At 62.8% G+C, this 24440-nt stretch carries 28 protein-coding genes; 15 read left to right on the plus strand and 13 right to left on the minus strand.

From position 1 onward, the window contains the following. Nucleotides 1–17 precede the first annotated feature (17 nt). The gene (locus WDX12_RS27815; protein ID WP_434722732.1) at nt 18–395 is read left to right on the plus strand and encodes a VOC family protein; all 378 of its coding nucleotides are present in this window, start codon (nt 18–20) and stop codon (nt 393–395) included. A 92-nt stretch (nt 396–487) separates the two neighbouring features. Beyond that, nucleotides 488–1117 (plus strand): MarC family protein, encoded by a 630-nt coding sequence (locus WDX12_RS27820; RefSeq protein WP_126082577.1) that lies wholly within the window; start codon nt 488–490, stop codon nt 1115–1117. A 76-nt stretch (nt 1118–1193) separates the two neighbouring features. On the opposite strand, the gene WDX12_RS27825 is transcribed toward WDX12_RS27820, so the two are convergent. Genes WDX12_RS27825 through WDX12_RS27835 form a run of 3 tightly spaced genes read right to left on the minus strand, consistent with a single transcriptional unit; the run spans nt 1194 to nt 2599 of the window. Then, nucleotides 1194–1619, minus strand: a complete 426-nt coding sequence (locus WDX12_RS27825) for an OsmC family protein (protein ID WP_434722733.1) — start codon at nt 1617–1619, stop codon at nt 1194–1196. Nucleotides 1620–1647: 28 nt separating this feature from the next. Beyond that, the gene (locus WDX12_RS27830) at nt 1648–2046 is read right to left on the minus strand and encodes a DUF2306 domain-containing protein (protein WP_320295769.1); all 399 of its coding nucleotides are present in this window, start codon (nt 2044–2046) and stop codon (nt 1648–1650) included. Nucleotides 2047–2074: 28 nt separating this feature from the next. Continuing rightward, complete coding sequence (locus tag WDX12_RS27835; RefSeq protein WP_112098449.1) at nt 2075–2599, minus strand: single-stranded DNA-binding protein; 525 nt, start codon at nt 2597–2599, stop codon at nt 2075–2077. A gap of 236 nt (nt 2600–2835) precedes the next feature. Here WDX12_RS27835 and WDX12_RS27840 point away from each other — a divergent pair, with 236 nt between their 5' ends. From WDX12_RS27840 to WDX12_RS27890, 11 genes are all read left to right on the plus strand, one after another. After that, nucleotides 2836–3150, plus strand: coding sequence for an ArsR/SmtB family transcription factor (locus tag WDX12_RS27840; RefSeq protein ID WP_042642786.1), 315 nt, complete (start codon nt 2836–2838; stop codon nt 3148–3150). After that, on the plus strand, nt 3147–3620 hold the full coding sequence (locus tag WDX12_RS27845) for an SRPBCC family protein (RefSeq protein WP_434722734.1): 474 nt from the start codon (nt 3147–3149) through the stop codon (nt 3618–3620). The genes WDX12_RS27840 and WDX12_RS27845 overlap by 4 nt, the downstream gene beginning before the upstream one ends. 26 nt (nt 3621–3646) lie before the next feature. Beyond that, nucleotides 3647–4249: an ATP-dependent Clp protease proteolytic subunit gene (locus WDX12_RS27850; RefSeq protein ID WP_434722735.1), complete on the plus strand. Its 603-nt coding sequence runs from the start codon at nt 3647–3649 to the stop codon at nt 4247–4249. 69 nt (nt 4250–4318) lie between these two features. Next, entirely contained in the window at nt 4319–4600 is a 282-nt protein-coding gene (locus tag WDX12_RS27855; protein WP_434722736.1) for a hypothetical protein, read from the plus strand. Nucleotides 4601–4916: 316 nt separating this feature from the next. Next, nucleotides 4917–5843: an IS110 family transposase gene (locus tag WDX12_RS27860; protein ID WP_434725596.1), complete on the plus strand. Its 927-nt coding sequence runs from the start codon at nt 4917–4919 to the stop codon at nt 5841–5843. Nucleotides 5844–6814: 971 nt separating this feature from the next. After that, the gene (uvrA, locus tag WDX12_RS27865; RefSeq protein ID WP_434722737.1) at nt 6815–9736 is read left to right on the plus strand and encodes an excinuclease ABC subunit UvrA; all 2922 of its coding nucleotides are present in this window, start codon (nt 6815–6817) and stop codon (nt 9734–9736) included. Beyond that, the gene (locus tag WDX12_RS27870) at nt 9736–10146 is read left to right on the plus strand and encodes a DUF302 domain-containing protein (RefSeq protein ID WP_320295774.1); all 411 of its coding nucleotides are present in this window, start codon (nt 9736–9738) and stop codon (nt 10144–10146) included. Before uvrA ends, WDX12_RS27870 begins: the two co-directional genes overlap by 1 nt. Beyond that, nucleotides 10143–10601 (plus strand): GNAT family N-acetyltransferase, encoded by a 459-nt coding sequence (locus WDX12_RS27875; RefSeq protein WP_434722738.1) that lies wholly within the window; start codon nt 10143–10145, stop codon nt 10599–10601. Before WDX12_RS27870 ends, WDX12_RS27875 begins: the two co-directional genes overlap by 4 nt. Before the next feature lie 28 nt (nt 10602–10629). Then, nucleotides 10630–11433, plus strand: a complete 804-nt coding sequence (locus WDX12_RS27880; RefSeq protein WP_434722739.1) for a DUF72 domain-containing protein — start codon at nt 10630–10632, stop codon at nt 11431–11433. Between the two features lie 246 nt (nt 11434–11679). Next, the gene (locus WDX12_RS27885) at nt 11680–11934 is read left to right on the plus strand and encodes a hypothetical protein (RefSeq protein WP_434722740.1); all 255 of its coding nucleotides are present in this window, start codon (nt 11680–11682) and stop codon (nt 11932–11934) included. 112 nt (nt 11935–12046) lie between these two features. Beyond that, nucleotides 12047–13192: a diguanylate cyclase gene (locus tag WDX12_RS27890; RefSeq protein WP_434725717.1), complete on the plus strand. Its 1146-nt coding sequence runs from the start codon at nt 12047–12049 to the stop codon at nt 13190–13192. 23 nt (nt 13193–13215) lie between these two features. Here WDX12_RS27890 and WDX12_RS27895 read toward each other — a convergent pair whose 3' ends face one another. From WDX12_RS27895 to urtA, 6 genes are all read right to left on the minus strand, one after another. Continuing rightward, on the minus strand, nt 13216–13392 hold the full coding sequence (locus WDX12_RS27895; RefSeq protein WP_095765283.1) for a hypothetical protein: 177 nt from the start codon (nt 13390–13392) through the stop codon (nt 13216–13218). A gap of 266 nt (nt 13393–13658) precedes the next feature. After that, nucleotides 13659–14354, minus strand: coding sequence for an urea ABC transporter ATP-binding subunit UrtE (gene urtE / locus WDX12_RS27900; protein WP_140830182.1), 696 nt, complete (start codon nt 14352–14354; stop codon nt 13659–13661). Between the two features lie 70 nt (nt 14355–14424). Continuing rightward, a complete protein-coding gene (gene urtD / locus WDX12_RS27905) occupies nt 14425–15171 on the minus strand; it encodes an urea ABC transporter ATP-binding protein UrtD (protein WP_320295779.1) in 747 nt (248 codons plus the stop codon). Nucleotides 15172–15177: 6 nt separating this feature from the next. Continuing rightward, nucleotides 15178–16401, minus strand: a complete 1224-nt coding sequence (gene urtC, locus WDX12_RS27910; RefSeq protein ID WP_434722741.1) for an urea ABC transporter permease subunit UrtC — start codon at nt 16399–16401, stop codon at nt 15178–15180. Further along, nucleotides 16398–18014, minus strand: a complete 1617-nt coding sequence (gene urtB / locus WDX12_RS27915; RefSeq protein WP_434722742.1) for an urea ABC transporter permease subunit UrtB — start codon at nt 18012–18014, stop codon at nt 16398–16400. The genes urtC and urtB overlap by 4 nt, the downstream gene beginning before the upstream one ends. Nucleotides 18015–18122: 108 nt before the next feature. After that, nucleotides 18123–19433, minus strand: coding sequence for an urea ABC transporter substrate-binding protein (gene urtA / locus WDX12_RS27920; RefSeq protein ID WP_320295782.1), 1311 nt, complete (start codon nt 19431–19433; stop codon nt 18123–18125). Between the two features lie 308 nt (nt 19434–19741). Between urtA and WDX12_RS27925 the strand changes: the two genes are divergently transcribed. Next, nucleotides 19742–20131 carry a hypothetical protein gene (locus tag WDX12_RS27925; RefSeq protein WP_320295783.1) on the plus strand — a complete coding sequence of 130 codons (390 nt, stop codon included), beginning with the start codon at nt 19742–19744 and terminating at the stop codon, nt 20129–20131. A 59-nt stretch (nt 20132–20190) separates the two neighbouring features. On the opposite strand, the gene WDX12_RS27930 is transcribed toward WDX12_RS27925, so the two are convergent. The 3 genes from WDX12_RS27930 to WDX12_RS27940 all read right to left on the minus strand — a co-directional run bounded on the left by WDX12_RS27930 (nt 20191) and on the right by WDX12_RS27940 (nt 22830). Further along, entirely contained in the window at nt 20191–21762 is a 1572-nt protein-coding gene (locus tag WDX12_RS27930) for a GMC family oxidoreductase (RefSeq protein WP_434722743.1), read from the minus strand. A 48-nt stretch (nt 21763–21810) separates the two neighbouring features. Then, nucleotides 21811–22359, minus strand: a complete 549-nt coding sequence (locus WDX12_RS27935) for a gluconate 2-dehydrogenase subunit 3 family protein (RefSeq protein WP_320295785.1) — start codon at nt 22357–22359, stop codon at nt 21811–21813. 75 nt (nt 22360–22434) lie between these two features. Beyond that, on the minus strand, nt 22435–22830 hold the full coding sequence (locus tag WDX12_RS27940; protein ID WP_434722744.1) for a VOC family protein: 396 nt from the start codon (nt 22828–22830) through the stop codon (nt 22435–22437). Between the two features lie 342 nt (nt 22831–23172). Here WDX12_RS27940 and WDX12_RS27945 point away from each other — a divergent pair, with 342 nt between their 5' ends. After that, nucleotides 23173–23478, plus strand: coding sequence for a ribbon-helix-helix domain-containing protein (locus WDX12_RS27945; protein ID WP_320295788.1), 306 nt, complete (start codon nt 23173–23175; stop codon nt 23476–23478). A gap of 89 nt (nt 23479–23567) precedes the next feature. Here WDX12_RS27945 and WDX12_RS27950 read toward each other — a convergent pair whose 3' ends face one another. Continuing rightward, nucleotides 23568–24275, minus strand: coding sequence for a DeoD-type purine-nucleoside phosphorylase (locus tag WDX12_RS27950; RefSeq protein WP_434722745.1), 708 nt, complete (start codon nt 24273–24275; stop codon nt 23568–23570). Nucleotides 24276–24440 lie beyond the last annotated feature (165 nt).

Genomic DNA, 24440 nt, shown 5'->3' on the forward strand with positions numbered 1-24440 from the left:
TAATCATGGAGGAAACAATGCTTGACCACATCTCGATCGGCGTCCGCGACGCGGGCGCTTCGAAACCCTTCTACGACGCGGCGCTCAAGCCGCTCGGCTATTCCTGTCTAAGCCAGTCGCCCGGTTCCCTCGGCTACGGCGCCCAAGCGATCCAGCTTTGGGTGAACGACGCCGGGCGGCCGGTTCCGGCCGAAACGGAGTCTGGCCTGCATTTCTGTTTCGCGGCGCCGACGCGCGCCAGCGTTGACGCTTTTCATGCCGCGGCATTGCGCCAAGGCGGTAAGGACAATGGCCCGCCTGGGCTCCGAGCGGCCTATGGAGACAACTATTACGCCGCCTTCGTCATCGACCCGGACGGCTACCGCCTGGAGGCCTATTGCGGCAGGCCCGAATAGCCGGCTGATTTCCTCTTCCGCGCTGTTTTCAGCGCCCCGGCTTTGCTCTACCAATTGGTAGCCTGGCTTCGCCCGGCGGGAGGGGACCAGCGATGCCGAGTTTCGACAGCCTGTTCAACGCCTTCGTCACCATACTGGTGACCATCGACCCGCCGGGCCTGGCGCCGCTCTTCCTCGCCGTGACGCGCGGCATGAACCGCGAGGAGCGTCAGCAGGTCTCGGTGCGCGCTTCGGTGATCGGCTTCCTGGTCATGGCGCTGTTTGCGGTTGCCGGCGCCTCGATCCTTTCGGTGTTCGGCATAACGCTGCCGGCCTTCCGCGTCGCCGGCGGCTTTCTGTTGTTCTTCATCGCCTTCGAGATGGTGTTCGAGCGCCGCCAGGACCGCAAGGAGAAGATCGGCGACGTCGCCATCACCAAGGACATGATCCACAACATCGCCGCCTTCCCGCTGGCGATCCCGCTGATCGCCGGTCCGGGCGCGATTTCGGCGACTGTGCTTTTGTCGGGCCATTTTGAAGGCTTTGCCGCCCAGGCAGCGCTGGTCGGCATCATCTTCCTCTGCCTCGTCATCACCTATCTGGTGTTCGTGCTGTCCGAACGCATCGACCGCATCCTCGGCCAGACCGGCCGCTCGATCCTGACCAGGCTGCTGGGCGTCATCCTGGCGGCATTGGCGGTGCAGTTCGTGGCCGACGGCGTCAGGGCGCTGATGGCGGCCTAACCGGCTGCGAAGCAGTCGCCCTACTGCCTACTGCCTACTGCCTACTGCCTACCGCCTACTGCCTACTGCCTACTGCCTACTTCGCCGCCGTATCGACCACCTCGAAGTCATGCGTGATCGTCGCCGTCTTCGCCATCATGGCGCTGGCCGAGCAGTATTTCTGGATCGACAGATCGATCGCGCGCTTCACCTTGTCGTGCGACAGCGCGCGGCCCTTGACGATGAAATGCATGTGGATACGGGTGAACACTTTGGGATCGGTCTCGGCCCGATCGGCATCGAGCTCGACCACGCAATGCTCGACCGCCTCGCGGCCTTTCTCGAGGATGTGGACGACGTCAAAGGCCGAGCAGCCGCCGGTGCCGATCAGCACCAGCTCCATCGGGCTCGGTCCCGGCGTCTTGCCGTCCGGTCCGTGCGCGGTGCCCAGCACCACTTTGTGGCCGCTGCCGGATTCGCCGACAAAAGTGCGTTCCTCGACCCATTTGACACGTGCTTTCACGATGATCTTCCTTACTGAGCTGGCCGCCTTATTGGCCAAACACCACGGCGTGCATGATCCGGCCGGGCAGCAACGTGAAAACGCCCGCGCCAATCAGTGCAAAGACATACAGCGAGATCATCACCTTACGATGCTTTGCCACCCGATGGTTATGCGCGTGCCAGACCGCTAGCGGCACCGTAATCAGCACCAGGATCGACAACAGATGGATCGGGCTGAACGGACCGATGAGCCGGATCTGCTGGATCCAGAAGCTCGATATGGCGATGACCAGCATCAGCGCCACCCAGGCATAACCCAGCACGCGGTGACGCATCGTCCCTTTCGGCAGCGCCAGCTGGGCGCCGCCCACCGCCAACGCGGCCAAGGCCGCGAAGGCATGCCATGGAATGGGAGGCGGCGCCGACAGAAGCGGTCCGAGCGACATCGCGCCTTCCCCTCAAACGACCAGACGCTTAGAACGGGATCTCGTCGTCCAGCTCGCGCGACGAGCCACCGCCACCGCCGCCCCTGGAGCCACCGCCGCCGCCGCGGCTGAAACCTTCATTCGGGCCGGACTGGCCGAAATCCGAGCCACGGCTGCTGCCGCCGCCGGAATAGTTGCCGACCTGGCCGCCGCCGCCCTCGCCGCGCGCGTCAAGCATCTGCAATTCGCCACGGAACTTTTGCAGCACGACCTCGGTCGTGTATTTGTCGGCACCGGTCTGGTCCTGCCATTTGCGGGTCTGCAACTGGCCCTCGACATAGACCTTCATGCCCTTCTTCAAATACTGCTCCGCCACCTTGGCGAGCTGGTCGTTGAAGATGACGACATTATGCCACTCGGTCTTTTCCTTACGCTCGCCCGAGTTCTTGTCGCGCCAGCTTTCCGACGTGGCGATACGGATGTTGACGACCGGATCACCGGAATTCAGGCGGCGGATTTCAGGGTCCGCCCCAAGATTGCCGACCAGAATGACCTTGTTGACGCTACCCGCCATCTTATTTCTCCGCGCTCATCCGAAACAAATTTTAAGTCGCTCACCTTACAGCCTGCGGGTCGCCGCCGCCCGCAAAGGCTGGCTTTTCCCACAAGGTTTTTGTTCTCTTTTCGTTCTAGTCGCGACCGCCCTTTCTGTCAAGGAATGTCAGCAAAGGCCTTGGCTGAACATGCTCCTTGATATGGCGATCAAATGGAGGCTTGCCAAATCAATAAGTATCGACTTATGCTTTATCCATGATCGAAGCAGAGATTTTCCGGGCGCTCGCCGACCCGACACGGCGCGCCGTTTACGAGCGGCTTACCGCCAGCGAGATGAGCGTGAGCGAGCTGCGCGCCGGCATGAGCGTGTCGCAGCCGGCGGTCTCGCAGCACCTTGCCGTGCTGCGCGGCGCCGGTCTGGTGGTCGAGCGACGCGCCGGCCGCAACGCCTATTATCGCGCCGATCCGCAAGGGCTCGACCCGCTGCTCGGCTGGATCGAACGCTACCGCGCCTTCTGGCCGGAACGCATCGAGAAGTTGAAGACGGTTCTGAAGGGAATGGACCAATGACCAAGAGAAAGAACCCAACAACGGCCGACGTGCCGCTCAGCTTCGAATGCGAGCTTGCCGAGCCGCCGGAAAAAGTCTGGCGCGCGCTGACCGAACCGGAACTGCTCGCCGCCTGGCTGATGCCGAACGACATGATGGCTAAGGCCGGCACCCGCTTCGCCTTTGCCGGACCGGATGCGCCGATCGAATGCGAGGTGCTCGAGGCCGAGCCCGGCAGGGTGCTGCGCTATTCGTGGCGCGAGCGGCCCGGTGCCGATGATGCCAGCCGGCTGCCCGCTTTCGATAGCGTCGTCACCTTCACGCTGGCGCGCACTGCCTCGGGCGGCACGCATCTCAGCATCGTCCATGACGGCTTCGTGCGGGTGGCTGAGCCCGTTGCCATTGCCGGCGCCGGATGCGGGCTTTCGCTCGACGCGCGCAGGAATCCGATCGCCGCCAATGCGCCCTCAATGATGCTGCGCGCGGCCTGATCAAAAGAGAACCGAGGAAACCCGTCATGAGCATTGCCAATCTGGTGCCGATGGTCATCGAACAGTCGAGCCGCGGCGAGCGCTCCTTCGATATCTTTTCGCGGCTGCTGCGCGAGCGCATCGTCTTCATCAACGGCGAGATCAACGACAACGTCTCGGCGCTGGTCTGCGCCCAGCTTCTGTCGCTGGAATCGGACCATCCCGACAAGGAGATCTCGCTCTACATCAACTCGCCGGGTGGCATGGTGACCAGCGGCTTCGCCATCTACGACACGATGCAGTACATCTCGTGCCCGGTCTCGACGGTGTGTATGGGTTTTGCCGCCTCGATGGGCTCCTTCCTGTTGATGGCAGGTGCCCTGGGGCGGCGCATCGCGCTGCCCAACACGAGGATAGTGCTGCATCAGCCGCTTGGCGGCTTCCAGGGCCAGGCCTCCGACATCCAGCGCCATGCCGAGGACATCGTGCGCACCAAGCAGCATATGACCGAGCTCTATGCCAGGCATTGCGGCCGCAGCTACGAGGAGGTCGAACGCACGCTCGACCGCGACTATTTCATGAGCGCGGCGGAAGCCAAGGAATGGGGCCTCGTCGACCACGTCTACGACACGCGCAAGAAGGCGGCCTGACGACAAACACGCGGCAATTTGATTGCCGCGCGTCTGGCATCGCCCCAGCCGCATCCCTATAGTCCGCGCATGACCAATCCGCTTCAATCCAGGCATTTGTGCGCTGCCCTCGCCGCGCTTGCCGGCGTGCTGATGGCTGGCTTCGCCTTTGCCGACGACAACTCGTCGCAGAAACTGCCGGGCGTCAGCGGCGACTACCGCATCGCCAAGCCGGCGCCGCAACCGGAACCGGACGACGCGCTGCCAGCCGGCAACGACGGCACGTTCAAAATCGGCAATACCGATGTCAGGATCGGCGGCAGCATAACGATCGACATGGCAACGGGCGGCATGAAGCTGCCGAACCACTGATCATCCTGCACAGAAATTTTGCCGGATTGGGTGTGTCCCCTTAGCACTGTCAGCGCCCTGTGGCGATTGGCCGAGGCGCTTCTCAACTCGTCATTCTATGGCGAAGCAAGGAGCGAAGCGACGCGGTGTAGACCATAGAATCCTGTGTGTTGGTTCTGGTGTATGGTTGAAGTGGGAAGGAGACCGAGTGGATCCTGGTCGTCCTTTCGGACAGGCCGTGGCATGGCCCGGTCCCTTCCCACCGGTGAACCATCAACCTGAACAGTTGCACGGGGCTGTTCGAAGCAGACCCCGCACCACAGGAAGAGGCGTGGACATGATAGCCCAGAACTATGTCGGCTGCGACATCTCCAAGCAGTGGCTCGACTTTTTTGATGAGACAAGCGGCCGTCTTCGGCGCATCGACAACCAGGCCGATGCGATCGCGGCCTATGTGGCGGGTCTTGATCCCAGTCGGGACTTCGTCGTCATGGAGGCGACAGGGGTGCATGACCGGCTCCTGCGCCATGCGCTGGCCAAGGCCGGCGTGCCGTTCTCGCGGCACAACCCGGCCCATACCCACCACTATTCGAAGTCGACGCGCCGGCGCGCCAAGACCGATCCTCTCGATGCCAGGATGCTGAGCGACTACGGCCGTCGCTATAGCCCTGAAGCCGAGCCGGCGCCGAGCGAAGAAGTCGAGCGGCTTCAATCGCTTGCCGGCCACCGCGATCACTTGGTCAATATGCGGGCAGCGCTGAAGAAGCACCTCGCCGAGGCTTTCGAGGAGGTCGTCATTGCCGATCTGGAAGAGACGATCGCCTTCCTCGACACGCGCATCAAGGCGTTCGAGAGCCAGATTGCCGAAGTCATTCGTCAAAACCAGGACACCGCTCGCGACCATGCGCTGATGGTCTCCGTGCCCGGTGTCTCCAAGGTCGGCGCGCTCTCGCTGCTGGCGCTCCTGCCCGAGCTCGGCCAGCGCTCACCCAAGGCGATCGCAGCACTCGTCGGCCTTGCCCCGTTCGACAACAAGAGCGGCAAGCTCAACCGCAGGAGCCAGATCCAAGGCGGGCGATCACGCGTGCGCCGCGCCCTCTATATGGCAGCCCTCACGGCCATCAGAACCTGCGACCGGTTCAAGTCCTTCTACACAGCCCTTGCTGCCCGGTCGGGCTCCAAGAAGCTCGCCATCATCGCCGTCGCAAGGAAGCTCTTGGTCGTCCTCAACGCTATCATTCGCGACAAAACTGCGTTTGCGTGAACACAGTTGCCATGCCGTTACGCCAATGCGATGCGACGGTGCAGAATTTTGCACCGTTGTGCCCCTCGGCTGAGGTAACGGCATGGATCCTAGGGTCTGCGCTACGCTTCGCGTCGCTCCGCCCTAGAATGACGACGTTGCGAAGGCTCCGGCCAACTGCGAACCTGGCAGTGTCACAAAGCAGTGCCACAAAATGTAAGCCCCATCCCTGCTTGGCAGATGGATGGGGCTTCATGGATCTGAAATCCAACTTTAGCCGGGAGTGGACAGCCGGCGTTTGATTTCGGATGCAACGCGGCGTTCAGCCGACGATCCGACTATCGTCTCTGATTGTTGGGAATCGGCGAGTCACGGTTTGTCGGGCTGGCGTTTCAAGTCTGCCCTGGCACTTATGCCCGCCGCGGCTCCATCTCCGTGTGGAGCCTCAAGGGACTGTCCGGTGGCGTCATGCTCCGCTCCTGGGTCCGTTGCGACAATGTCGTTCGAAGCGCAAATCGCTATCGCCTGCGGCGTCTCGCAGGCCGCCTGTTGGGCGGCGAGGCCATCGAAAGACGGCCGGCTTCGTTGACGCCTTCGAGACTGCTCCCCAGGGCCTGGCACGTCAACCGTTGAATAGCCGGTTACCGAAAAATGTGATCGCGCGGAGGTTACGTACAGGTAAGTCCAGCGTCTTTGTGGATCAACGAGCCGGGTATCGGCGGCACTTGTTTCCACAACGCTTTCGATAACGCTTAGGGCGACTGTTTCCACAGCGCCCAACGCGGCTGTTTCCACAACGCTTTGTCAGGAGCGTGTTCGACCTTTGTTCTTTCCGCTTGCCCGCTCGCGCGAAAGACGGTTAAACCCATCATTGGCTTCTTCCGTCGAGATTGTGGCGTCTCTCGACGCGGCGGCAAAACAACCTACATAAGGGATGGCCGGGACAAACCCGCCCAATCCAGCAAATTCCAGATCTGAGGCGGCGACCGGCGATGGCCGACCATAAATACCTTTCCGTTCGCGGGGCGCGCGAACACAATCTCAAGAACGTCGATCTCGACCTGCCGCGCGACAGCCTGATCGTCATGACCGGCCTGTCGGGCTCGGGCAAGTCGTCGCTCGCCTTCGACACCATCTATGCCGAGGGCCAGCGCCGTTATGTCGAGAGCCTGTCGGCCTATGCCCGCCAGTTCCTGGAGATGATGCAGAAACCGGATGTCGACCAGATCGATGGCCTGTCGCCCGCCATCTCGATCGAGCAGAAGACCACTTCGAAGAACCCGCGCTCGACGGTCGGCACCGTCACCGAAATCTACGACTACATGCGGCTGCTGTTCGCGCGCGTCGGCATCCCCTATTCGCCGGCTACCGGCCTGCCGATCGAGAGCCAGACGGTCAGCCAGATGGTCGACCGCGTGCTGGCCCTGGACGAAGGCACGCGCCTGTTCCTCTTGGCGCCGATCGTGCGCGGCCGCAAGGGCGAGTACCGCAAGGAACTGCTGGAACTGCAGAAGAAGGGCTTTCAGCGCGTCAAGGTCGACGGTGTCTTCTACGAGATCGCCGACGTGCCGGCGCTGGACAAGAAGTACAAGCACGACATCGACGTGGTGGTCGACCGCATCGTCGTGCGCGGCGACCTGGCGACGCGGCTCGCGGATTCGATGGAAACGGCGTTGAAGCTCGCCGAGGGCCTGGCGGTGGCCGAGTTTGCCGACCGGCCGCTCGATGCCAGCCAGACCGGCGACGATGCCGTCAACAAGTCGAAGAACGAGACGCATGAGCGCATCCTGTTCTCGGAAAAATTCGCCTGCCCGGTATCCGGCTTCACCATTCCCGAGATCGAGCCGAGGCTGTTCTCCTTCAACAATCCGTTCGGCGCTTGCCCGACCTGCGATGGCCTCGGCAGCCAGCGCGCCATCGATCCCAACCTCGTCGTGCCGGACGAGAACGTCTCGCTGCGCGATGGCGCCATCAGCCCGTGGGCGAAATCGAGCTCGCCCTATTACGCGCAGACGCTGGAAGCGCTCGGCAAGGCCTATGGCTTCAAGCTCGGCGACAAGTTCAAGGATCTGAGTGCGGAGGCTAAAGAAGCCGTGCTGCATGGCACCGGCGAGCGCGAGATTACCTTCCAATATGATGACGGCCTGCGCTCCTACAAGACGACCAAGACTTTCGAGGGCGTCATCCCCAATCTCGACCGGCGCTGGAAGGAAACGGAATCGGCCTGGATGCGCGAGGAGATCGAGCGCTTCATGTCGGCCACCCCTTGCCCCGCCTGCAACGGCTACCGGTTGAAGCCCGAGGCCCTGGCGGTGAAGATCGGCGGCAAGCATATCGGCGAAGTCACCGAGCAGTCGATCCGCAAGGCCGACCAGTGGTTCACCGATCTGCCGGCGCAGCTCAACGAGAAGCAGAACGAGATCGCGGTCCGCGTGCTCAAGGAAATCCGCGAGCGCCTGCGCTTCCTCAACGATGTCGGCCTCGACTACCTGACGCTGTCGCGCAACTCCGGCACGCTGTCGGGCGGCGAGAGCCAGCGCATTCGCCTGGCCTCGCAGATCGGCTCCGGCCTTACCGGCGTGCTCTATGTGCTGGACGAACCGTCCATCGGCCTGCACCAGCGCGACAACACGCGCCTGCTCGACACGCTTAAGCACCTGCGTGACATCGGTAACACGGTCATCGTCGTCGAGCATGACGAGGACGCCATCCTGCATGCCGACTATGTCGTCGATATGGGTCCGGCCGCCGGCATCCATGGCGGCGAGATCATCGCGCAGGGCACGCCGCAGCAGGTGATGGCCAATCCCAATTCGATCACCGGCAAATATCTGTCGGGCGCGCTCGAAGTGGCGACGCCTGGCGTGCGGCGCGAGGCCAAGAAAAACCGGCGGCTGAAGATCGTCGGCGCGCGCGGCAACAATCTGAAGAACGTGACCGCGGAGATCCCGCTCGGCACCTTCACTGCCGTTACCGGTGTCTCAGGCGGCGGCAAGTCGACCTTCCTGATCGAGACGCTGTTCAAGGCGGCCTCGCGCCGCATCATGGGCTCGCGCGAGCATCCGGCCGAGCACGACCGTATCGAGGGGCTGGAATTCCTCGACAAGGTCATCGACATCGACCAGTCGCCGATTGGACGAACCCCGCGCTCGAACCCGGCCACTTACACCGGCGCCTTCACGCCGATCCGCGACTGGTTCGCGGGCCTGCCGGAGGCGAAGGCGCGCGGCTATCAGCCGGGCCGCTTCTCCTTCAACGTAAAGGGCGGCCGCTGCGAGGCCTGTCAGGGCGACGGCGTCATCAAGATCGAGATGCACTTCCTGCCCGATGTCTACGTCACCTGCGACGTCTGCCACGGCAAGCGCTACAACCGCGAGACGCTCGACGTGTTGTTCAAGGGCAAGTCGATCGCCGACGTGCTCGACATGACGGTCGAGGAAGGCGTCGATTTCTTCGCGGCGGTGCCTGGCGTTCGCGACAAGCTGGAAACGCTGAACCAGGTCGGCCTCGGCTATATCCATATCGGCCAGCAGGCGACGACGCTGTCGGGCGGCGAGGCGCAGCGCATCAAGCTCGCCAAGGAACTGTCGCGCAAGGCGACCGGCAAGACGCTCTACATCCTCGACGAGCCGACCACCGGCCTGCATTTCCACGACGTGGCGAAGCTGCTCGAAGTGCTGCACGAACTGGTTGACCAGGGCAACACGGTGGTTGTCATCGAGCACAATCTCGAGGTGATAAAAACCGCCGACTGGGTGCTCGATCTCGGCCCAGAAGGCGGTGACGGCGGCGGCGAACTGGTGGCATCGGGCACACCGGAAGCGATCGTGCGCGAGAAGCGCAGCTACACCGGCCAGTTCCTCAAGGAGCTTCTGGAACGGCGCCCCGGAGGCAAACGCGAAGCGGCCGAGTGATGGCAGGTAACGGCCTAGTCTCCATCGAAAGCCGCTTCGGTGTCGGTGAAACCATCGATCGGCTGGTCGAGACGGTCACTGGCGCCGGGCTGCGCGTCTTCGCGCGGATCGACCATGCCGCCGGCGCGCATGAGGTCGGCGCGCCACTGCGACCGACCGAATTGCTGATCTTCGGCCATCCGAAGGGCGGCACGCCGCTGATGCAGGACCGCCAGTTTGCGGGCATCGATCTGCCGATCAAGGCGCTGGCCTGGGAAGACGAGAACGGCAAGGTCTGGTTGTCCTACAATGATGCGCGGTGGCTCGCCGAACGGCATGGACTTGGCAACGCCAGCCGCGACGCCGTCGCGGCGATTGCCGCAGGCATGAAAAAGGTTGTCGCGGCTGCTGCCGGGGTGGATCAATCGTGAGACTTGCCCGCCCCGACGATCTCACCGCCATCGTCGCACTGACCGCCGAAGCCTATGCGCCTTACACGCCGATCTTCGGCGGACCCCCGGTCCCGGTCACCGAGGACTACACGCCGCGCATCGAGCGCGGTGAGGTCTGGCTGCTGGAAGAAGACACAAAGCTCGCCGGGTTGATCGTGCTCGAGCGTCATTCCGACCACGCCATGATCTTCAGTGTCGCCGTCGCGCCGGCTTTCCAGGGCAGGAAGCTCGGCATCAAATTGCTCGACTTCGCCGAGGAGCAGGCGCGGTCATGGGGCGTGCCGGAGGTGCGGCTCTACACCAATTCGCGCATGGAGCGGAACATCGCGCTCTATGCGGCCTATGGCTATCGCGAAACGGGTCGCCGGGCCAACCCGTACCGGCCAGGATGGACGCTGGTCGACATGGTGAAGCCGGTCGATAAAGCAGCCTGATTGCATTTCAAAACGGAGGAGGAAGACGATGAGCCAAGGAAAGATCCGCTCCGGCATGGGCGGCTGGACTTTCGAGCCCTGGGATACGTCCTTCTATCCGGAAAAACTCGCCAAGGCCAAGCAGCTGCACTACGCCAGCCGTCAGGTGCCGAGCATCGAGGTCAACGGCACCTATTATTCCAGCTTCAAGGAACCGACCTTCGTCAAATGGGCCAATGACGCGCCGGAGGGTTTCGTCTTCTCGCTCAAGGGCAACCGCTTCGTCACCAACCGCAGGGTGCTCGGCGAAGCAGGTGAATCGATGATGCGCTTCCTCGGCTCCGGCGTCGCCGCGCTCGGCGAGAAGCTCGGCCCGATTCTCTGGCAATTCGCGCCGACCAAGAAATTCGACGCCGACGATTTCGAAGCTTTTCTGAAACTTCTGCCCGAGAAGCAGGACGGCGTGCCTTTGCGCCACGCGCTGGAAGTGCGCCATGACAGTTTCGTCGTGCCCGAGTTTCCGGCGCTCGCCCGAAAATACAAGGCCGCGATCGTCTATGCCGACCACGCCAAATATCCGGCGATCGCCGACGTCACCGGCGATTTCGTCTATGCGCGGCTGCAGACCGGCAGCGACGACAACCCCGATTGCTACACGCCGAAAGGCCTCGACGAATGGGCGGGACGCGTGAAGACCTGGGCGGAGGGCAAGCAACCAGCCGACCTGCTGCGCGCCGATCCGAAGACCGACGCACCGGTTAAGCCGCGTGACGTGTTCGTCTACTTCATCACCGAGGGCAAGGTGCGCGCGCCTTTCGGCGCGATGGCGCTGATGAAACGGGTGGCAGCCTAGAGCGCGTCGCCGCTGCACACTTCTGAGCGATATGCATTAGAGCTACCCAGCCCTTTATTCCCACGCTTGAGCTTTGCCGGGGCGACGCGGCGCTATCGGCGGCTGGCTTGTCGGAACCTGCCGGCCATCTTGACCGTTCTGGTCTCAACCGCCGGCCGCAGGACACCGCCGAGGGCCGGTACGGCGAGGTTGACGCCTCGCAAAACGCTCGCCAAATCCCGCTGCGTCGGAAAGGAGCGAGGAAAGATGACCGTCATCCTCGGTGCGTTGCTTACGGTCGCCGGCATCGTGTACATGGCAGGCGCCGCTCTGAGGCGCGGACGACTGAGTGACCCAGCACCAACAACGCCGGATCGCCCGGCGCCGAACCTGGCAACACCGGGCCCGACACTGGAGCCGCGGCGGCGCGGACTCGGTTTCCTCGGCCTGTCGCAGAATTGGCCCGGTCTGCTGATGATGGCGGTCGGCATCCTCCTGTTGCTGTCGATGGCGGTCCTCTGACGTTGCGGAATTATGGCGCCCTCATCGCTGTCGTAACGTAATCGATACTTCCTTGCTGCACTAATGGACCTACGCCAGGTTGCAGAAGCCCGGCGGCGGCAAGGAAGCCTACATGCTGCTCGACTACAATTCATTGCTTCTGGCCGTCGGCTTCTCCGCCGCCTGCCTCAGCCTCACGCTGTTCGGCACCTGGCTGACCGCGCGTTCGGACAGGTTCCTGCTGACCTGGGCGATCAGCGTGCTGGTCGTGGTGGTCGAGGTCTTTGCCTATGACGCCTATATCAAGCAGCCCGGAGCGGCGCTTGGCGTGCTGACGCTGGCGCTGCTGCTGCTCGGCTTTTCGGTCATGCTGGGTGCCGCTTACCAATACAGGACAAGACGCTCGCCCGTGCCGCGGATCGCGCTTGGCGCGGGCTTGTCCTTCGCGCTGGCCCTGCCGCCGATGGCGCTCGGCTATGACGGCCTGGGCTTCATTCTGGAGAATGCGCTGGCCGCGCTGCTCCTGTTCGGCACCGCGTATGAATATTGGCGGGGTCGCGCGGAAGCACCCGTCCATCTCATTGGCGTGTCGCTGCTCTATTCGCTGACCGCCGTATCCTTCGTGCTGTGCGCGGCCGTGCTGGCATGGGACGGCAAGCTCGTCCTCGGCCATGCACCGAGCAACTGGGCGGAGGATCTGAGCCTCGTCATCGTCATCGCCTCCATGACCGGCATCGGCGCCTTGTCGCTGGCGCTCAACCAGGGCCGGCTTGCCCGCCATCATCAACGCGAGGCGCAAACCGATGCCTTGACCGGGCTGCTCAACCGCCGCGCCTTGTTCGACCTGCACGGCAAGACAGCCGTCGGCGCCTTCACGGCCGTGGTGGTGTTTGACCTCGACGGCTTCAAGGCGGTCAACGACCAGTTCGGTCACGCCGCTGGAGACGAGGTACTGAAGGTCTTCGCCGAAGTGCTTTCCGCCGATCTGCGCCCGGGCGACTCCGTCGCCCGCATGGGCGGCGAGGAATTCGCCATGGTGTTGAGGCGTACGTTGCCTGAGACAGCCGAGGCGACGGCCGAACGTGTCAGGTCCGCCTTCGCCGCGCGCACGGTGGAGACCGAGACCGGGCCATTGCGCTGCACGGTGAGCGCCGGCTTCGCCTTCGGCAGCGCGGACGGCATGAGCTTCGACAAGGTGCTCAGCGCGGCCGACAAGGCGCTCTATGCGGCCAAGCGTGGCGGCCGCAACCGCGTCCTGGATTTTCGTCGCGCCGGTTGAATTCTACCGCGGCGTGCGAACTCTCAATGGTGTGAGATCACTTCGTTGAAAGCGTCGAGATCGACGTAGAAGACCTTGGTAATCTCATCCAGCAGATGATCCTCGTCATAGCCTTGCGACATCAGGATGTTGATCGCGGTCATGATATCGACGCGCTCGGTCAGGCGCCGCTTCTGGTAGTCCTCGACAAAACGTTCCATCGCCGTCCCCTGGCAAGATTCTTTTTGGACGCATTGACCGACAATCACTGCGGGGAAAGCTAAGCAGGCTTGCTTGCGTGGAACTTGCGGGCGGTGTCCGCGCGCCTTCCCCCTCATTCGCGACTGATACGGAAAGCGGCCGACTCACCAAGGCCAAGAAAAGACTAGCATGCGGTATTCGGCGCACCAGAGTTGCGCAGAGCCGACGGAGAGAAATATTGGGCTTGCTATCGGTTCGCGGTGTCAGCCGAAGTCGAGCGACGATTCTAGACTGTCAGGAACTTCCGCACATCCGCGCGGTCGAGGTCCTCGGCGGGACCGGTATGCACGATCTGGCCGCGATCCATGATGTTGACCTCGTCGGCAAGCTCCCGGCAGAAGTCGAGATATTGCTCGACCAGAAGCACGGCGATCCCCGCCTGGTCACGCAGATACCGGATGGCGCGACCGATATCCTTGATGATCGAAGGCTGGATGCCTTCGGTCGGCTCGTCGAGCACCAGGAGCTTCGGCCGCATCACCAGTGCCCGACCGATGGCGAGCTGCTGCTGCTGCCCGCCGGAAAGGTCGCCGCCGCGGCGCGACAGCATCTGCTTCAAGACCGGGAACAGCTCGAAGACATGCGCTGGAACATTACGGTCGGCACGCCTGAGCGGCGCGAAACCGGATTCCAGGTTCTCGCGCACCGTCAGCAGGGGAAAAACCTCCCTGCCCTGCGGCACGAATGCGATGCCCGACCGGGCGCGATCATACGCCGCGCTCCGGTCGAGCGCCTTCCCCTCGAAGGCAACGCTTCCGCTCGTCAGCCGGTGATGGCCGACGATCGATCTCATCAAACTGGTCTTGCCGACGCCGTTGCGGCCGAGCACGCAAGTGATCTTGCCGGCGCCGGCCTTCAGCGAAACGCCGCGCAGCGCCTGGGCGGCGCCGTAATGCAGCGTGGCGTTGGAGACCTCGAGCATGGTCAGCCCCTTCGCCAGCGCTTCAGAAAAGCGAAATCGAAACGGTGGAACGAAACCCGCCAGACCATGCTCAGCGCCCCAGATAGACTTCGACGACCCGCTCGTCCGCCGAAACGAAATCGAGCGTGCCTTCCGACAGCACCGAGCCCTCGTGCAGGCAGGTGACCTTGACGCCGAGCTCGCGCACGAAATGCATGTCGTGCTCGACGACGACCACCGAATGGTCGCGCGCGATGTCCTTGAGCAGGCGCGCGGTCTCCTCGGTCTCGGCATCGGTCATGCCGGCGACCGGCTCGTCAACGAGCAGTAGCTTCGGATCCTGCGCAAGCAGCATGCCGATCTCCAGCCATTGCTTCTGGCCGTGGCTGAGATTGGCGGCGAACTCGTCACGCTTGTCGCCGAGACGGATGACGCCGAGTATGTCGTCGATGCGCCGCGTCTCGGTCGCCGAGCGGCGATGGAACAGCGCCGGGAAGATCGAGCGCGGTCCCTTCAGCGCCAGCATGAGATTGTCCTCGACGCTGTGGCTCTCGAAGACGGTCGGCTTCTGGAACTTGCGGCCGATGCCCATCATGGCGATCTCGGCCTCGTCATGCCGGGTAAGATCGACCTGGCCGTCGAAGAACACCTCGCCCTCGTCCGGCCGCGTCTTGCCGGTGACGATGTCCATCATCGTCGTCTTGCCGGCGCCGTTGGGTCCGATGATCGCGCGCATCTCGCCCTTGTCGAGCACCAGCGACAGATTGTTGATGGCGCGAAAGCCGTCGAAGGAAACCGAAACGCCGTCGAGATAGAGGATGGTATTCGACTTGTTCATGATCGCTCACTCCGCCGGCTGCGGTTCGGCGCCGGCGGTCGACCAGGCGCCCGGTGTTCTCGCCGCCGAGCGCACGATCTTTGGCTCCGGCGCCTGTGGATCGGCGCCGGCTTCGGCCGCGAGCGAAGCGGCGCGCAGCGCCCTCGCCTTGCCGCGCCAGCCGTCCCACATTCCGACGATGCCCTTAGGCAAAAGCAGCGTGACGGCGACGAACAGCCCGCCCAGCGCGAACAGCCAGAATTCCGGCAGCACGCCGGTGAACCAGGACTTGCCGGCATTGACCAACAGCGCGCCAATGATCGGCCCGACGATGGTGCCGCGCCCGCCGACGGCGGTCCAGATCACCACCTCGATCGAATTCGACGGCTCGAACTCGCCCGGATTGATGATGCCGACCTGCGGCACGTAAAGCGCGCCGGCGATGCCGGCCATGATGGCCGAGACGGTGAAGGCGAAGAGCTTGACGTTCTCGGCCCGCCAGCCAAGGAAGCGGGTGCGGCTCTCGGCATCGCGCACCGCCATCAGCAGCTTGCCGTATTTGGAGCGCACGATCGCCGCGGTGACGAAGACGGCGAGCGCCAGCGTGACGGCGCTCGCCGCAAACAGCGCCGAGCGCGTCGCATCGGCCTGCACGTTGAAGCCCAGAATATCCTTGAAGTCGGTCAGGCCGTTGTTGCCGCCGAACCCCATGTCGTTGCGGAAGAAGGCGAGCAGCAGCGCATAGGTCATCGCCTGGGTGATGATCGACAGATAGACGCCGGTGACGCGGCTGCGAAAGGCGAACCAGCCGAAAACGAAGGCGAGCAGGCCCGGCACCGCCAGCACCATGAGCACCGCGAACCAGAAATGATCGAAGCCGTGCCAGAACCAGGGCAGTTCCTTGTAGTTCAGGAACACCATGAAATCCGGCAGGATCGGATTGCCGTAGACGCCGCGCGAGCCGATCTGGCGCATCAGATACATGCCCATCGCATAGCCGCCGAGCGCGAAGAAGGCGCCGTGGCCGAGCGAAAGGATGCCGCAATAGCCCCAGACCAGATCGAGCGCGAGCGCCAGCAGCGCGTAGCACAGATATTTGCCGACCAACGCCACGATGTAGGGCGGGATGTAGAAGGCGCTTTGCGGCGACACCGCCAGGTTGAGCAGCGGCACGACGATGGCGGCTGCGAGCAAGGCGAGGATCGTGGCGGCGATGCGGCAGTCGGCGGAAAGGAAGCGCTGCGCGATCATGCTTCCACCGCCCTGCCCTTGAGCGCGAACAGGCCGCGCGGGCGCTTCTGGATGAACAGGATGATCAGCACCAGCACGACGATCTTGCCGAGCACCGCGCCGGCATAGGGCTCGAGGAACTTGTTGACGATACCGAGCGAGAAGGCGCCGACCAGCGTGCCCCACAGATTGCCGACGCCGCCGAAGACCACGACCATGAAGCTGTCGATGATGTAGCCGCGGCCGAGATTGGGCGAGACGTTGTCGATCTGGCTGAGCGCCACGCCGGCAATGCCGGCGATGCCGGATCCCAGCGCGAAGGTCAGCGCGTCGACCCACGGCGTCCTGATGCCCATCGAGGCGGCCATGCGCCGATTGGCGGTGACGGCGCGCATCTGTAGGCCCCAGGGCGTGCGCTTCATCACATAGAGCAACACGCCGAAGACGGTGAGCGCGAAAACCAGGATCCAGAGTCGGTTCCAGGTGATGGCCAGTTGGCCGACGTCGAACGAGCCGGACATCCAGGACGGGTTGCCTACCTCCTGGTTGGTCGGCCCGAAAATCGTGCGCACCGCCTGCTGCAGGATCAGCGAGACGCCCCAGGTAGCCAGAAGCGTTTCCAGCGGCCGGCCATAGAGGAACCGGATGATGCCGCGCTCGATGGCAAGACCGACCAGCCCTGCCACAAGGAAGGCGAGCGGCAGCGCGATGACCAGCGACCAGTCGAACAGGCCAGGGAACGAGGTGCGGATCACCTGCTGGACGACGAAGGTGGTGTAGGCGCCAAGCATCACCATCTCGCCATGTGCCATGTTGATGACGCCCATGACGCCGAAGGTGATGGCGAGCCCGATCGCGGCCAGCAGCAGCACGGAACCCAGCGAAATGCCGTACCAGATGTTCTGTCCGGCATCCCAAAAGGCCAACGTCGAATTGATGCCTGCGATTGCAGCTGTCGCGGCTTCCTTGACTGCTCCAGAGGCGTTGGCCTCGACCGAGGTGAGCAGCGAAACCGCGCTACGGTCGCCACGCGCACCGATCACGGCGATTGCGGCGAGCTTGTCTGCATCGGGCTTGTCTGAAACCAGAATGGAAGCGGCACGCGCCTGTTCCAACAAAGCCTTGACGCTCGCCACGCTTTCGCTGGCGATGGCTGCGTCGAGCGGGCTGATATTGGCGGCGTCCGGTGTCTTGAACATTGTGTCTGCGGCGGCGATGCGGACAGTCGGATCCTTGGAACCAAGCGTCAACGTGCCCAATGCATCGCGGATAGTGCGGCGCAACGTGTTGTTGACGCTGATCTTGGTTATGTCGTCCTCGGAGGCCTCGCCTGCTGCCTCGCCGCTCAGAGGGTCGAAAAGCTGGATGTTCTCGTCGCCTTCCTTGCCGACAAACACCATCGAGTCGGCCGTACGAATGTAAAGATTGCCGTCCGCCAATGCAGCAAGCGGCCGTTCGACAGCCGGATCGCCTGTGGCCGTCAACTCTTGAACGACTGTTCCCGTCTCGGAAAAGTCCGTTACTGTCGCGAATTTGGCGATGATGGCACGCAGATCGGCTTCCGCAGCGCCCGAAGACGACAGCGTCGTCAGCAGGAATAAAAGCGTCAGGCCAATCGCATGCAAAATCTTCATCGGTTTTTGGTGACCCTTGAAGCTTGAAGTGGGGCGTCCGGACAGTGGAGGAACTGTCCGGACGCGCGCGGTCTTGGGCATGGACGTGAAGGTCCAGCCCGGGGAGGATCAGTTCGTGCCCTTGCCGCCGCACTTGCCGGTTTTGACGTTGAAGTTGCCGCAGCCGAGTGGCGCGCGCCAATCGGAAATCAGGTCCTTGGAGTCGGGCAGGTAGTCGGACCATTCGTCGCCCATCACCAGGCCCGGCGTCTTCGAAACCGTTTGGAACTGGCCATTGGCCTGGATTTCACCGATCAGCACCGGCTTGGTGATGTGGTGGTTCGGCATCATCGTCGAATAGCCGCCGGTCAGGTTCGGCACCGAAACGCCGACCATGGCATCGATGACCTTGTCCGGATCGGTGGTGCCGGCCTTTTCAACCGCCTTCACCCACATGTTGAAGCCGATATAGTGAGCTTCCATCGGGTCGTTGGTGGTGCGCTTGTTGTTCTTGATGAACTTGTGCCAGTCGGCGATGAACTTCTTGTTCTCAGGCGTGCTGACGCTCTCGAAATAGTTCCACGCGGCGAGATGGCCGACCAGCGGCTTGGTGTCGAGGCCGGCAAGTTCTTCCTCACCAACCGAGAATGCCATGACCGGGATGTCCTCGGCCTTGATGCCCTGGTTGCCGAGTTCCTTGTAGAACGGCACGTTGGCGTCGCCGTTGACGGTCGAGACCACGGCCGTCTTCTTGCCGGCCGAGCCGAATTTCTTGATCGCCGAGACTTCGGTCTGCCAGTCGGAGAAACCGAACGGCGTGTAGTTGACCATGATGTCTTCCGCCGGCACGCCCTTCGCCTTCAAATAGGCTTCGAGGATCTTGTTGGTGGTGCGCGGATAGACATAGTCGGTGCCTTCGAGCACCCAGCGCTTCACCGAGCCGCCATCGGCGCTCATCAGGTAATCGACGGCCGGAATGGCCTGCTGGTTCGGCGCGGCACCGGTGTAGAAGACGTTGCGCTCGCTCTCCTCGCCCTCATACTGGACCGGGTAGAACAGGATGTTGTCGAGTTCCGAGAACACCGGCAGCACCGATTTACGCGACACCGAGGTCCAGCAACCGAACACGGCCGCGACCTTGTCCTTGGAAATCAGCTCGCGCGCCTTTTCGGCGAAGAGCGGCCAGTTGGACGCCGGATCGACGACCACCGCTTCCAGTTTCTTGCCGAGCAGGCCGCCCTTGGCGTTTTGCTCTTCGATAAGCATCAGCATGACGTCTTTCAGCGTCGTCTCCGAAATCGCCATGGTCCCCGACAGCGAATGGAGGATGCCGACCTTGATCGTGTCTTCAGCCGCCTTGGCGGAAGCCGATGCCAGCAGACCGGCCGCGACGACGCCCGCCGACAGGATTTTTGTTATTTTCGCGAAGTTACCCCTCATATGACACACTCCCAAGCGTGGTTGTTTTGCATCGCAGCATAGACTGTGCAAGCGACGTGCCAGACGAGAGTGCGCTCAACGGAATTTCGGGATAACGAAGAGATTACAGTCTGTTATCCGGTAGCCGGGAAAGTTTTCGCATCCGCTGCGTTGCGGCAGGTTGAGAAAAGTTTACGCAACGCTGCCTAGATTTTGCCCAAATAGTAAAAATGCCTAAACTTTCACCGCAGAGGCAAAGCAAGCCTGATCAGCCCTGTTGCGGGCCTATGGCAAAATGGGGCAAGGTCGCCGCGCAAACGAGCAACGTCATGGCCCTGCGCACGATCCTGACTTTCCTGCTTCTCGTGTCCGCCGCCGGCGGCGCCCGCGCCGATTTTGCCGATGGCAAGCTGCCGGACGGCGTCTATCACTGCGAGGTCTACCTGCTCGGCCTGTTCCTCGACCTGGGCGAGATCACCATCAAAGGCAGCCTCTATAGCGGCCCGGTGACCTTCGGCGCCGCGCCGCCGCCTTACAATTACCAGATGAACCCCAATGGCGAGATCACCTGGCTTGGTCCGCTCGGCGGCTACACCAGCGGCGGCAATTCGATCTCGATGACGCAGGCGACGCTGGACGACCCGAGCGGTCCCTCCTTCGACATCATCATGAAGCAGCAGGACGGCGCCTTCACGGCCTCGACCTGCACCAAAAGATAGCCCCGCATAAAAAAGGCGCGGAACCCTCGCGGGTCCCGCGCCAGCAGGCAGTCGGGAGGTCAAATAGTCTTTGCCGACATCTGGGCTGCGATATAGTCGGCCTGGCGGATCGCCAGCGTCACGATGGTCAGCGTCGGGTTCTCCGCCGCGCCGCTGGTGAACTGGCTGCCGTCGGAGACGAACAGGTTCTTGATGTCGTGCGACTGGCCGTGCTTGTTGACGACGCCGTCCTGTGGCTTCTCACTCATCCGGTTGGTGCCGAGATTGTGGGTCGAGGGGTAAGGCGGCGTCGGGAAGGTCCTGGTCGCCCCAACGGCGGCATAGAGCGCCTGGCCTTGGCTGTAGGCGTGGTCGCGCATCGCTTCATCGTTCGGATGGTCGTCGAAATGGACGTCGGCGATCGGCATGCCGTGCTCGTCCTTTTCGTCCTTGTGCAGCGTGATGCGGTTCTCCTCGCGCGGCATGTCCTCGCCGACGATCCACAGGCCCGCCATATGGTCGTAATGATCGAGCGCCGTGGTGAAGGAACGGCCCCAGCCGCCAGGGTTCAGGAAGGCCGCCATGAACGGCAGGCCGAGCGACAGCGTTTCCATCTCATAGCCGCCGACGAAGCCGCGCGAGGGATCGTGGCGCGCCTCGTCGCGGATGATGCCGGCCATGGTGGTGCCACGGTACATATGCACCGGCTTGTCGAAGATCGCATAGACCGAGCCGGTGGTGTGGCGCATGTAGTTCTTGCCCACCTGGCCGGACGAGTTGGCAAGCCCGTGCGGGAATTTGCTCGATTCCGAATTGAGCAGCAGGCGCGGGCTCTCGATCGAATTGCCGGCGACCGCGACGATGCGGGCCTTCTGCTCCTGCAGCTTGCCGTCCTTGTCGGCGTAGACGACGCCGGTCACCTTGCCTGAAGCGTCATGGTTGATCTTGATCGCCATGGAGTTCGGCCGGACCTCCAGATGTCCCGTCGCTTCGCCCTTCGGGATCTCGGTATAGAGCGTCGACCATTTGGCGCCCCATTTGCAGCCCTGGAAGCAGAAGCCGGTCTGCTGGCAGGAATTGCGGTCGTCGCGCTCGACCGAATTGATGGCCATGTTGCCGGTATGGCACTCCTTGTAGCCGAGCTTGTCGGCGCCGGCCTTGAGCACCTTGAAGTTGTTGTTGCCAGGCAGCCGCGGCCAGTTGTTGGTGCCTGTCACACCCATCTTGGCTTCGGCCTTGGCGTAATAGGGCTCCATCTCGGCCAGCGTCACCGGCCAGTCGAGCAGGTTCGCGCCCTTGACCTTGCCGTAGGTCGTGGCCGCCTTGAATTCATGCTCCTGAAAGCGCAGCGAGGCGCCCGCCCAGTGTGTCGTCGAGCCGCCGACCGACTTGACGATCCAGGCCGGCAGGTTCGGGAAATCCTTCGCCACGCGCCAGTCGCCCGAGGTGGTGCGCTTGTCCTTCCAGGCAAGTTGGGCAAAGGAATCCCACTCGTCGTTGATGAAGTCCTCATATTCGTGGCGGGCGCCCGCCTCGAGGATGACGACGTCGATGCCTTTCTGCGCCAGTTCGTTGCCAAGCGTGCCGCCGCCGGCGCCGGAACCGATGATGACGACCACGCCGTCGTTATTGAGATCAAATGATGCTGCCATGGTTTCCTCCCATGAAATCTGTCGAAATGCGGTTCGAGACAGAGCGGCTCAGAGCCACTCGATGTCGTTGAACCCGCGCGCGATGTAGCCGCCCTTTGAGTAGGACTCGCCTTCGTAACCGAAGATCGGCCACACCTCCTTCTGGTTGTAGAGGCTGACGACGAGGCCGCCGCGCACCGCCTGGAAGAACGGCGTCTTCTCGATGCCGGTGAGCAGCGCGACCCGTTCCTCCTCCCAGCCGAGCCCACGATAGCCGCCCTTGCCGGCCTTCTTGTCGAGCTCGGCGATGCCCTTTTCGATCAGTTCCTTGTGGGCCGGGTCCTTGGCGGCCGTTTCGTCGTGACCCTTGACGGCAATGGCGTAGTATTTGTCCGGCACCTGGTCGTGCGGATAGATGTCGCGCGCCATCTGGATGAGCGTCGCCATCGTCTCGGGCTTCAGCGCCGCGGTTTCGAGGCCCCAGGCATGTTCGGGGCTGATGACTGCGCTGCCGGAGATGATGAGCAGCGCGCCCGCGCCGCCGCGCTTGAGAAGCTCGCGCCGCGAAAGCCCAATCTTCTTCTCATCGACCGGCCTCTTTTCGTAGACTGTGACCATGATTTCCTCCCTGCTTGCTGTGCGCACCCTTGAGAGTGCCGTTGCTGGCGCCGCGCCTCTGCGCGGCAATATCCCCTATTGGAAGCGCCCCCCTCTCTGCAGGACCTCGATCTTGTAACCGTCGGGATCCTCGATGAAGAAGAAGCGGGCGATCAGCGCTCCGTCGCGGTTGAAATCGACGATCTTCTTCGGATTGAGGCCGAGCGCGCCGATCCGGTCGTGCTCGCTGTCGAGATCGGCGACCGAGACTGCGAGATGACCATAGCCGTCGCCGAGCGCATATGGCTCGGTGCGTCCCTTGTTCACGGTCAGCTCCACCTCGAACGGCGAGTCGCCATTGCTGAGATAGACGAGCGTGAAGGTCTCGAAATCGAGCCGCTGCGCCACCTCGAGGCCGAAGGCCTTGTTGTAGAAATCGACGGACCGAGCCTCGTCGAGAACCCGGATCATGGAATGGATCGCCTTCGCCAAATCGGTCTCCGCAGCTTCTGGTGCTTACGAAAACGATTATGCGCGCCGGCGAAAAAAGGTGGTGGCAGCCGATTACCACGCATGGAACTGGAAAATGGCTAGTGTCGCTCCAGTTTTAGCTGCATGCCGCCCAAAGGCGTGCCACGTTTTGGGGTCCGGCATGCAGCGAACAAAGGCTTGAAGCGCGTCGCGCCGAAACGGTTTTCGAGCGAGGCGCTTTAAGGACGAAAGTCCGATTGCCGTCGCCGGCCATCGGACCGAAGATGACAAACGCAGGCAGTGTTCAAAAAGGCGCCAGCCAACCCAATCGGCGCCCAAGACAAACAACAATGGGAGGTATCGATGTGCAGAGTCTTTGCCGGGCAGGACCCGGAAGGCTATCGGCAGATCAACAGGTCGATCCGTATCGACGGTCATTCGACCAGCATCCAGCTCGAGGCGACGTTCTGGGATCTGCTTGACGAGATCGCCGACAGCCAGGGACTGACGACGCCGAAATTCATCTCGAAACTCTATGACGAGGCCATCGAGATCAACGGCCAGATCCCGAACTTCGCTTCCATGCTGCGCACGACCTGCGCGCTCTATCTGCGCGGCCATCGGCCCAGCGCCGAGGACCAGGCCGCGTTGAAGCGGGAAGCCGCCTGAGCAATTCCAGGAATAGCGGTTTCCGTCCGGAACTGCGGGACAAGAAACGGCCAAGGTGGTTCAGCGACTCTTCCAACCGCCGAACCGCTTTAGCTCTCCGCGGCGACTTCGAGCGCCAGCCGGGTCATGTCGGTGAACAAGGCCTGGCGTTCCGAATACTCGGTCAACTCGCCGGTGGCGATATGATCGACAACGGTGAGCAGTGACAGCGCTCGCGCGCCGAACTGCGCAGCAATCCGATAGAGCGCACTGGTTTCCATATCGACGGCCAACGCCCCCAGCGCCATCGGTTCGTCGAACCGGGCGCGCCCGTCGGGATGATGAAACACGTCGCTGCAGATCGTCAGACCCGCGCTGCAGGCGATGCCGAGATCGGCCGCGCGTCGCAAAGCCAGCGCATGCAGCGCCTGGTCCGGTCCCGCCGGTTGGTAAAGCCCGAACACCTGTCCGCTGATTGCGCCCTCCGCCCGCGCTTCGCTGGAGATGACGATGCCGCGCAGGGGCACATCTTGCGACAAGCCGCCTGATGTGCCGGTGCGGATCAGCGTCTTCACGCCGTGATAGTCGAGCAGTTCATGGGCGTAGATCAGGAACGATGAAACGCCGATGCCGGTCGCCTGGATGCTGACCGGCTTGCCGCGGAACCGGCCGGTGAAACCCAGCGCGCCCCTTCGGCGGTTGACGCAGCGCGGCACTTCCAGAAAGGTTTCCGCCATCCATTGAGCGCGCTCGGGATCGCCCGGCAAAAGCACCGTTTCGGCATAATCCCCCCTCTGCGCCTCGATATGCGGCGTCACGCGCTACCACCCCATGATAAACCCATCCGGTCGCCATCATGACAGGGTGGCCGCAATGCGCAAGCGCTGGCTTACCTAGAGCAATCCCAGAAAAATGCCGAACGGACTTATCTCCTTGTCCTACGCAATTCCGAACGGAAAACCGCTCACACTTTTCCTGGAATT

Origin of the sequence: Mesorhizobium sp. RIZ17 (genome assembly GCF_051127865.1) — a bacterium.
Classification (GTDB): domain Bacteria; phylum Pseudomonadota; class Alphaproteobacteria; order Rhizobiales; family Rhizobiaceae; genus Mesorhizobium; species Mesorhizobium humile.